This is a genomic window from Streptomyces sp. NPDC055078, assembly GCF_053607985.1.
Map to the genome: position 1 here is coordinate 1 of NZ_JBSGUP010000284.1, position 10,094 is coordinate 10,094.

Here is a 10,094-nt window from a genome sequence, read left to right on the forward strand (position 1 = left end):
GGCGTACACCGGCCGGCCGGCCGTATGCTCGCCGGTTACTTCTCGACCCCCAGGGACACATAGTCGTACCGGCCGTTGTAAGCCGCGGTGGAGTACGCGTTCGTCAGCCGCGAGCTGCGCCAGGTGAAGTTCTTCTCGTAGAGGAACGGCATCTGCGCGGCGAGGTCCGTGGTGACGTGGTTGATCTGCTGGTAGATCCCGGCGGCCTTCTCCGCGTCGGTCTCCTTGAGCGCGTCGTCGAAGAGTTTGTTGATCTTCGGGTCATTGGTCTCGGAGAAGTTGTAGTTGCCGTTGGGGACGATGAAACGGCCGTCGACCAGCGGCTGGGAGAAGCCCTGGCCGGTCGGGAAGTCCGGGCCCCAGCCGGTCATGTTGAGGCCGACCCCGCGCTTCTTCACCCAGGCAGGCGAGCCGGTGGTACTGGAGTGCTCGGCGCCGTCGATCACCTCGACCTCGGCCTTGATGCCGACGGCCTGGAGGGACTGCTGGAGCGCCTCGGCGGTCTGGACCTCGCCCGGGTTGTTGCTGCGGGCGGCGATGTTGGTGCTGAAGCCGTCGGGCTTGCCGCACGCCTTGAGCGCGGTCTTGGCCTTGGCGACGTCCGGCTTGCCGTCGCGCGCCAGGATGCCGTACGGGTCGTAGTCGTCCGAGCCCTTGATCGACTTCGGAAGCATATTCGGGGCGATGGGGCCGCCCGCGTCCGGGCCGCCGCGTACGGTCTGCATCGACTTGTAGTCGGCGGCGTAGATGACGGCCTTGCGGCACTCGACGTTGTTGAACGGCGCGACCTTGGTGGCGATGTCCACGTACCGGATGAAGCTGGTCTCGATGTTGTCGAGATTGCCCTTGTGCTTCTTCAGCGCGGTGGTGCGGCCCGACTGGGACATACCGGTGGCGTTCAGGTCGACGTCGTACTCACCCTTGATGAGCAGCTGGTCGATCGCCTCGATATTGGAGTTGATCGTGACCGTGATCTTGTCCGGCAGGGCCGGGCGGATCGGGTCGGACGACTTCTGCCACTTGTCGTTGCGGACGAGGACGGCGCCCTTCTTCGGCGTGTACGACTCGAACTTGTACGGGCCCGAGGAGAACGGCTTGAGCTGGTATTTGCCCGCCGTGTCCTTCTCCGCCTTCACCGGGGACCCGGCCGGCATGGCGAGCATCTGCTCGAAGTCACCGTTGGGCGTGGCGAGGTTGAAGACGATGGTCTTGTCGTCGGGCGTCTGGATCGCCTTGAGGCCCAGCTTGTCCGGGCTGGTGTCCTTGTAGGGGCCCTTGTACTCGCCCTTGGGGTCGAGCACCTGGCGCAGATAGGCGGGGCCGCCGGTGATGACGTCCGTGGCCCAGATGCGCTGGATGCCGTACTTGACGTCCTTGGAGGTGATCGGCGTGCCGTCCTCCCAGGTGATCCCCTCGCGCAGCTTGTACGTGTAGGTCTTGCCGTCGTTCGAGATGACGCCCTTGGCCTCGGCGAGGTCGGGCACCAGTTCGGCGCCCGCCTGGCCCGGCTTGGGCGCGTAGGACATCAGCTGTCGCGCGTAGAACCGGGAGAAGTCCCAGGCCATGCCGTAGTACTGGCGTTGTGGGTCGGTGGAGTCGAAGTCCTGTTTACCGATGAACTTCAGCGTGCCGCCCTTTTTGGTGGACTCGTTGGCGATGCCCTTCATGCCGGCGTTGTAACCCGCCGCCTTGCCGTCACCGCCCTTGTCCTTGGAACCGCCGCCGCACGCCGCGGTGGCCGTGAGGGCGGCCACGACGAGCGCCGCTCCGGCGATACGCCTGGTCCTCGACGAACGTTGGGGTGTCATTGTTCCTGCAACCTCCGGGATAGCACGGTTCCCCCGATGTGCCGGGGAACCTTCGGGGCCGCCTGACCGAGTGGGACAGGGGCACGTTCGGTTGTCCGCGGCCGGACGGCGCCGCGGTGGTCTCCCCCGGCGGGCCCTGGTGGCGCGGCCCGCCGGGATGTCAACGGGTGCCCTTGGGGTCCAGCGCATCTCGTACGCCGTCGCCGAAGAGGTTGAAGGCCAGCACCGTCACAAAGATCGCCAGGCCCGGCACGACCATGTACGTCGGATCGGATTCATAGGTGTCCACCGCCGTGGAGAGCATCTGGCCCCAGGAGGCGGTCGGGGGCTTCACTCCCGCGCCGAGGAAGCTGAGCGCGGCCTCGGTGAGGATGTTGGTGGGGATCATCAGCGTCGTGTAGACGGTGATCGGGGCGACCAGATTGGGCAGCAGCTCCTTGAAGAGCACATACCGGCGGCCCGCGCCCAGGCTGCGGGCGGCCTCGACGTACTCCTTCTCGCGCAGCGAGAGCGTCTGGCCGCGGACGATGCGTCCGACGTACGGCCAGCCGAAGAAGCCGATCACCGAGATGAGGATGGTGATGCGGACGCCGCTGCCGGTCATGCCCAGCAGATCGTTGGGCAGGACGGAGACCAGCGAGATGATGAAGAGCAGCTGCGGGAAGGCCAGCAGCATGTCCATCACCCGGCTGATGACCGAGTCGACCCAGCCGCCGAAGTAGCCGGCGACGATACCGAGGACGGTGCCGAGGAGTACGGCGACCATGGCGGCCAGGAAGGCCACCAGCAGCGAGATCCGGGCGCCGTAGACGATCCGGCTGAAGACATCGCGGCCGTTTCCGGGCTCGACGCCCAGCAGATGCTCGGAGCTGATGCCGCCGAACGAGCCGGTGGGGGTGCCGAAGAGCGGGTCGATCTTGTCCTGGTGGAACTGGTTGGGCGGATGGCCCAGCAGATCCACGATCAGCGGGGCGAAGATCGCGACGAGTATGAGGATGACCACGACAACGCCGCCGGTCAGCGCGAGCTTGTCCCGCTTGAGACGGGTCCAGGCGATCTGCCGGAGCGACCGCCCCTCGACCGACTTGCCGACTACAGCCGCCGCGACGTCGACGGCCCCGGATCGCTCCGGGTCCGCGCTCGTGTCGTGCAATGGTGCCGTCATCGTGGTGGGGACCCCTCTCGGCCGGAGGTGACCGGCCCGTACCCGCCGCTGTAGCGGCTTGGTTCACAACTGGTGGTACTCATGCAGCTTTTGGTACGGGACGTACAACTGGAGCGCGCCGTACACAGGGCCGTACACAGGGGTGAATCAGTCCCTTGCTGCGGGAGTCTTCAACGGTCGCGCGATCACCCGCCAGACCCCCCGGGGAATGTTTGCTCAAACGTGATGAGCCCTGGGGGTTTCCGTTATCCGGACGTCACCTATGCCTGAGCGGGTCGCCATCTGCCCCATATCGGGGGATAGTTGAGAGTCTTCCCGCTATGTGGATAGGTGGGGGTGTTGGGCATTCGCAGGGAGCCGCGAGATGGGAGAGCGCTTTCCATGGGGGATGGCATGGCTGGGCACGGATCGTCCACGGCTGTGGGGGCGGCGCCCTTCATATGTGCGATTGCGCCAAGGGGGTGGGTTCCTGCGAAGTTCTGCCGGGGCTCGTCAGTGGGGGGACGACGGGGGGTAGCCGTAGCCGTCGGGGGGCGCGGCCGGGGCGGCGTGGGCGCCTCGGTCGTAGAACGGGCGGGCGTTGGCCCGCAGCCACATCGCGACCGGGTCGTACGCGTCCGACATCGCCACCGTCGACACCGGCAGGCCCTCCGGCACCGCCCCGATCGACTGCTGCATCATCGCCCGGACCGCGTCGACGGACTGCCGTCCGGTGTCGTACAGATCGAGCCCGATGGCGAGATACGGGGCGCCCAGCGCGGGCTGCACCCAGGCCCGGCGCAGGGACCTGATCGGGGCGGTGCGGTGGGCGTTCTGCGCGAGGAGGGCGTAGAAGTGCGGGATCTCGATCGCGGGTTCGGACAGCCGCAGCGGTCCGGCGGGCATCCGGTCGAGGCCGGTGGCGATCCGGCGCAGATCCGGCCAGGGGATGCCGACGCCACCGCCCGGGGCATGCGGATTGAGCCAGATCCCCGAGTGGTCGGGGTAGAGGGCGCGGGCGATGTCGAGTCCGCCGACCACCTCGTGCGCGCGGTTCCAGCCGGAGACGGCCAGCTCCTGGGCGGAGGTGACACAGGGGGCGTAGCCGACGCCTTCCACCTCCATGTTCCCGTACTGGGCGTCGGGGGAGCCGGGGCGGCCGTGCCAGAGCAGCATCCACACCTTGCCGTGCGCCGGATCGGCGAGCGCCGTCAGCAGCGCCTCGTACGCGTCATAGCGTCCTGGGGTCACCTGGCGCAGCATGTGCTCGACCTGCCCGGCCGCCGCGGTGCCTGACGCGCTCACCCTGGTTCCGCCCCTCTTGTGACTCACGATTCGGCACCAACCTCCAGACCGGTGGGAGGCCCTGCCACGGAACCAGCTTAATCGGCCGCCGTGCCGTCGCCCTGACGGCCTTGACGACCCCGGGGGCCGGGGCGGGTCCGCCGGGCCCGACTGCCCCGGCACGCCGGGCAGTCGGGCGGTCGGGGCTTTCGCACTGTGCCCTAGGGAGTGTTTCGAAAGTAGCGCCGTCCGCCCGGAGGGCGAGGCCCGCGGCGTCCGGTGCGTGCCTTCGCAAGGCGGAGGATCATCCTCGTACTGGACGTACTTGGATGAGTCCGACAACGCAGCGTGGGGGTCCCCCCGGGCCGCTAGGCCCAGGGGGAGCGTGCAGGGCGTCGCGGGCCAGGCGGGACTTTCGAAACACGACCTAGAGGTGATCCCGCTGGTAGAACGGCCGGACCCGCTCCAGCATCCAGTCGGCCACCGGGTCCCGGGCCATATCCAGGAGTACGAGGTGGACCGGCCAGCTCACCTGGACCCGGCCCAGGGCGCGGCCGAGGGCGTCCATCGGAGCGCTGTGCTCGGCGGCCTCCCAGGACGAGACCTGGACGCCGATGAAGAGGGTGGGCGCGTCGCCCTCGATGGAGGCGAGCGCGCGGCGGGCGGTGCTGACGACGCCGGAAGTCCGGAACTCATCGGCCGCGGCGGCCAGGAAGTCGACGGGCTCCTCCTGCCAGTCCGGTTCGAACAGCCGCACCCGCCCGCCGCCGGCCCCCGGAACGCCCTCCAGCGGCGTACGGCCCGCCCGGCACAGCTCGGCGACGGCGGGCGGCGGCAGCGGGGCGCCGACCGTGCCGCCGGGGTTCACGGCGATACCGAGTTGCGGGGGCAGACCGCGGGCGAAGTCTCGGGCGGGGGCGACGGTGAAGGACATATGACCGCCGACGCAGACCATGAACTGCTGCTCGGAGCTGAAGACGGGGACGTATGCCTCGCCGTCGATCAGCATGGTGGGCAGATCGAGGTCCCTGCTCTCGTGCGAACCGCCGTTGGGCAGCGGCACCCAGACCGGGCTGCGGCCGAGGACCTCGACGAGCCGGGCCCCGGCGGTCGGCTCGCCGAGCGAGGCGGCGAGCACCTCTTCGAGTTCATTCGCGGGCCAACCGCCGTCGTACCTCTGCGGATGGGTCTGTTCCGGAACGCTCATGTCGTACTGGCCTCTCCCCCGGCTGCGCCGGTCGTCCTCACGGCTGTCCCCCCGACTTTAGGGCGTCGGCGGCACGGTCTGGTCCCGCGTCAGGGCGCCGGCGGCACGGGCTTGTCCGAGGCCGGGCCCGCGTCAGGGCGTCGGCAGCACGGGCCGATCCGAGGCCGACCCCGCGTCAGGGCGTCGGCAGCACCCGCTGGTCCGGCTGGTCCGGCCTCGCGCCATCCGGACCTTCCACCCCCGCCACCCCTGCCGCTCCCGCCGCTCCCGCCGCGAAGGCGATCTTCACCAGCAGCGTCGCCGCGTCCCGGTCCAGCAGGGTCGCCGAGGCGCACCCGGCCGGCAGCCGGCCGGCCTCCGCGTCGGCGACGAGGCGGCCCACCGCGCGGCGGTGCCGGGCGAAGGCGTATCCGGACACGCCCCGGCCACGCTCACGCTGGCCCTGGCGTGCCACCTCGGGCGAGACGTCGAGCAGCACCAGATGGAGCGCGTCGCCGCGGCGGCGGGCCTCGCGGGCGAGCCAGCGGCGAACCCAGGTCTGGGTGCCGCAGTCGTGGACGACGACGCTTTCGCCGGAGCGCAGCGCGCGCCGCAGTCCCGCGTAGTGGGCGAAGCGCACGAAGGGGCGGTAGACGGCGTACGGCAGGAAACCGGGGAGCTTGGTGTCCCAGCGGTCCCGGGTGTCCTGGGAGTCGATGCGCCGGCTGCTCGCCGCGCGCCGGATCAGTGTGGACTTGCCGCTGCCGGGCAGTCCGGAGACCACCACCACATCCCCGGCCGCGAACGTCAGCCGCCGCGGACTGCGCCCGGCGCGGGCCCGGAGATCGCGCAGCACCGGCGCCGGCACCGCCAGCAGCTCCCGGACGGGCGCCTGTGGCTGTCCGGGCACTCCCGCGGTCGTCGCGTACGCACCGGAGTGCTGCAACGTCATCACACCCTCCCCCATGTCAGCTCACCCACCACACTTGCCCATGAAGCGTAAAGAAATGGTAATGCGGCACAACCAATTTGCCGCTGAAACGCGTCCGGGGCGCGTCCGGGCCCTGGCGCACGCGCGCCGGGGTGCCCGGAGAACGGCCGGGTCCACACCCCCACCGGGGCGGGAGGCGTGCAATGATGTGCCCGCCAACTGCATACCGGCCGCTTGAATCCACGCGGGAGAGTTCCGGCCGTTCTGGGCCGGGCGCCGAAGGAGCAAGTTCCTCCCTTGAATCTCTCAGGCCCCGTACCGCGCGTGATGAGGCAGATCTGAAAAGAGGGCCGCTCCCGGCGGCTCCACCCAAGGTGCAAGTCACGACCACCTGTACGCACGGTCGCGACGAACCTCTCAGGTTCCGATGACAGATGGGGAGGATTGCCCACTTCTGTCACGTTCCTGTCGCCTGTCATGCCCCTGGGAGCCCCACCCATGAGTACTGCCCCCCGTCTCACCGCCCTCGATGCCCTGCATCGTTCCCTGGGCGCGACCATGACCGACTTCGCAGGCTGGGACATGCCCCTGCGCTACGGCAGTGAGCGCGACGAGCACCAGGCGGTACGCACCCGGGCCGGGCTCTTCGATCTCTCCCATATGGGCGAGATCACCGTCACGGGCCCCGACGCGGCGGCCCTGCTGGACTACGCGCTGGTCGGGAACATCGGTTCCATCGCCCCCGGCCGGGCCCGCTACACCATGATCTGCCGGGAGGACGGCGGCATCCTCGACGATCTGATCGTCTACCGGCTCGGCGAGAGCACCGACCCTGGCCCTGGCCCTGGCCCTGGCGAGAGCACCTATCTGGTCGTCGCCAATGCCTCGAACGCCCAGATCGTCCTGGACGCGATCACCGCGCGATCGGCCGGATTCCGCGCCGGGATCGCGGACGACCGCGACGCGTACGCCCTGCTCGCCGTCCAGGGTCCGCAGTCGCCCGGCATCATGAAGTCCGTCACGGACGCCGATCTGGACGGACTGAAGTACTACGCGGGGCTGCCGGGCACGGTCGCCGGTGTCCCCGCGCTGATCGCCCGTACGGGCTACACCGGCGAGGACGGGTTCGAGCTGTTCACCGAGCCCCGGTTCGCCGAGGAGCTGTGGCGGGCGCTGACCGAGGCGGGCGCCCCCGCCGGTCTGGTCCCCTGCGGGCTGTCCTGCCGCGACACCCTGCGGCTTGAGGCGGGCATGCCGCTGTACGGACATGAGCTGACCACCGCGCTGACCCCCTTCGACGCGGGTCTGGGCCGGGTGGTGAAGTTCGAGAAGACCGCCAACGACGGGCGCTTCGTCGGGCGCGAGGCCCTGTCCGCCGCGGCCGAGCGGGCCGCGAGCAGCCCGCCGCGCAAGCTCGTCGGGCTGGTCGCGCGGGGCCGCCGGATCCCGCGCGCCGGGATGTCCGTGGTCGCGGACGGCCAGGTGATCGGCGAGGTCACATCGGGCGCACCGTCGCCGACGCTCGGGCAGCCGATCGCGATGGCCTATGTGGACGCGGCGCACGCCACCCCGGGCACCGGGGGTGTCGGAGTCGACATCCGCGGTACGCATGAGCCGTACGACGTCGTCGCCCTACCGTTCTACAAGCGCCAGAAGTAGCCCGGAAGCAGACCAGTAACAGCCCAGAAGCGCTCCGCGAGCAGTCCGGAACAGTCCGGAAGCGGCCCCCCGGCACCACCGCCCGGGGGGCGCCGGGCACCGCTTCCCGGGGGTCCGGCGCCGCCCCGCGGTCCGTATCCCCGGGCCCGTTCATCAGCGATTTCCGCATACAGGAGAATTCAGATCATGAGCAACCCCCAGCAGCTGCGTTACAGCAAGGAGCACGAGTGGCTGTCGGCCGTCGAGGACGGCGTGTCGAGGGTCGGCATCACGGAGCACGCGGCCAACGCGCTCGGCGATGTCGTGTACGTGGACCTCCCGAAGGTGGGCGACTCGGTGACCGCGGGCCAGACCTGCGGCGAGCTGGAGTCGACCAAGTCGGTCAGCGATCTGTACTCCCCGGTCTCCGGTGAGGTCACCGAGATCAATGAGGACGTCGTGAATGATCCGTCCGTGGTGAACACCTCTCCCTTCGAGGGCGGCTGGCTCTTCAAGGTGCGGGTCGGCGACGAGCCGCAGGGTCTGCTCTCCGCCGATGAGTACACCGAGTTCTCCGGCAGCTGATACGGCCGGGAACGCTCCGGCAGCCAGTACGGCCGGGAACCCTCCGGCGGCTGACGCGCCCGGGAACTCTCCGGCGGCCGATACGTCCGGGGAGTTCCCCGGCAGCCGCCGCGCCCGGGGAGTCCGCCGACAGCCGCCGCGCCCGGGCAACCGACCACGACCACGACAGGGACTGTGATTTCCGCGATGTCGCTCCTCAACACCCCCCTCCATGAGCTGGACCCGGACGTCGCCGCCGCCGTCGACGCCGAACTCCACCGCCAGCAGTCCACCCTCGAAATGATCGCCTCGGAGAACTTCGCTCCGGTCGCGGTCATGGAGGCCCAGGGCTCGGTCCTCACCAACAAGTACGCCGAGGGCTACCCCGGCCGCCGCTACTACGGCGGCTGCGAGCACGTCGATGTCATCGAGCAGATCGCGATCGACCGGGTCAAGCAGCTCTTCGGCGCCGAGCACGCCAATGTGCAGCCGCACTCGGGCGCCCAGGCGAACGCGGCGGCGATGTTCGCGCTGCTGAAGCCGGGCGACACGATCATGGGGCTGAATCTCGCGCACGGTGGGCACCTCACCCACGGCATGAAGATCAACTTCTCCGGCAAGCTCTACAACGTGGTCGCCTACCACGTCGACGACACCACCGGACAGGTCGACATGGCCGAGGTCGAGAAGCTGGCCAAGGAGTCCCGGCCCAAGCTGATCGTGGCCGGCTGGTCCGCCTACCCGCGGCAGCTGGACTTCGCCGCCTTCCGCCGGATCGCGGACGAGGTCGGCGCGTATCTGATGGTCGACATGGCCCACTTCGCGGGTCTGGTCGCGGCCGGACTGCACCCCAACCCGGTGCCGCACGCCCATGTCGTGACCACGACCACGCACAAGACGCTCGGCGGCCCGCGCGGCGGGGTGATCCTGTCGACCCAGGAGCTGGCCAAGAAGATCAACTCCGCGGTCTTCCCCGGTCAGCAGGGCGGCCCGCTGGAGCACGTCATCGCGGCGAAGGCGGTCTCCTTCAAGGTCGCCGCCACGGACGACTTCAAGGAGCGCCAGCAGCGCACCCTGGACGGCGCCCGTATCCTCGCCGAGCGCCTGGTCCGGGACGATGTGCGCGAGCACGGCGTCTCCGTGCTGTCCGGCGGCACCGACGTCCATCTGGTCCTGGTCGATCTGCGCGACTCCGAGCTGGACGGGCAGCAGGCCGAGGACCGCCTCCACGAGGTCGGCATCACGGTCAACCGCAACGCGATCCCGAACGACCCCCGTCCCCCGATGGTCACCTCGGGCCTGCGGATCGGCACCCCGGCACTGGCCACCCGAGGCTTCACCACGGAGGACTTCCAGGAGGTCGCGGACATCATCGCCGAGACCCTTAAGGCACCCTCTCCCTTCGGTGCGGACGACAGCGCCGCACTGCGGGCCCGGGTGTCCGCCCTGGCCGCGAAGCATCCGCTGTACCCCGGGCTGTAAGGGCTCCGCCCGTACGGCAGCCGGGGCACCGCGCACACTGGACGGTGAGCGCGGTGC

The 10,094-nt window shown here is 69.8% G+C and carries 8 protein-coding genes and 1 riboswitch; of the genes, 3 read left to right on the forward strand and 5 right to left on the reverse strand.

Annotated features, from left to right (window positions below):
• Positions 1 to 35: 35 nt before the first annotated feature.
• From ACWF94_RS22755 to ACWF94_RS22775, 5 genes are all read right to left on the reverse strand, one after another.
• Positions 36 to 1,808: an ABC transporter substrate-binding protein gene (locus ACWF94_RS22755; protein WP_453491323.1), complete on the reverse strand. Its 1,773-nt coding sequence runs from the start codon at positions 1,806 to 1,808 to the stop codon at positions 36 to 38.
• Positions 1,809 to 1,968: 160 nt separating this feature from the next.
• Entirely contained in the window at positions 1,969 to 2,973 is a 1,005-nt protein-coding gene (locus ACWF94_RS22760) for an ABC transporter permease (protein WP_453491326.1), read from the reverse strand.
• A 492-nt stretch (positions 2,974 to 3,465) separates the two neighbouring features.
• Positions 3,466 to 4,257: an enhanced serine sensitivity protein SseB C-terminal domain-containing protein gene (locus tag ACWF94_RS22765; RefSeq protein WP_453491344.1), complete on the reverse strand. Its 792-nt coding sequence runs from the start codon at positions 4,255 to 4,257 to the stop codon at positions 3,466 to 3,468.
• A 406-nt stretch (positions 4,258 to 4,663) separates the two neighbouring features.
• Positions 4,664 to 5,443: an enhanced serine sensitivity protein SseB gene (locus ACWF94_RS22770; protein WP_453491329.1), complete on the reverse strand. Its 780-nt coding sequence runs from the start codon at positions 5,441 to 5,443 to the stop codon at positions 4,664 to 4,666.
• A 175-nt stretch (positions 5,444 to 5,618) separates the two neighbouring features.
• Positions 5,619 to 6,374: an AAA family ATPase gene (locus ACWF94_RS22775; RefSeq protein WP_453491332.1), complete on the reverse strand. Its 756-nt coding sequence runs from the start codon at positions 6,372 to 6,374 to the stop codon at positions 5,619 to 5,621.
• A gap of 214 nt (positions 6,375 to 6,588) precedes the next feature.
• A riboswitch (glycine riboswitch) is annotated at positions 6,589 to 6,684 on the forward strand.
• Between the two features lie 167 nt (positions 6,685 to 6,851).
• Here ACWF94_RS22775 and gcvT point away from each other — a divergent pair.
• The 3 genes from gcvT to glyA all read left to right on the forward strand — a co-directional run bounded on the left by gcvT (position 6,852) and on the right by glyA (position 10,037).
• Positions 6,852 to 8,012: a glycine cleavage system aminomethyltransferase GcvT gene (gcvT, locus tag ACWF94_RS22780; protein WP_453491335.1), complete on the forward strand. Its 1,161-nt coding sequence runs from the start codon at positions 6,852 to 6,854 to the stop codon at positions 8,010 to 8,012.
• Between the two features lie 186 nt (positions 8,013 to 8,198).
• Positions 8,199 to 8,576 (forward strand): glycine cleavage system protein GcvH, encoded by a 378-nt coding sequence (gene gcvH / locus ACWF94_RS22785; RefSeq protein ID WP_453491338.1) that lies wholly within the window; start codon positions 8,199 to 8,201, stop codon positions 8,574 to 8,576.
• A 186-nt stretch (positions 8,577 to 8,762) separates the two neighbouring features.
• A complete protein-coding gene (gene glyA, locus ACWF94_RS22790) occupies positions 8,763 to 10,037 on the forward strand; it encodes a serine hydroxymethyltransferase (protein WP_453491341.1) in 1,275 nt (424 codons plus the stop codon).
• Positions 10,038 to 10,094 lie beyond the last annotated feature (57 nt).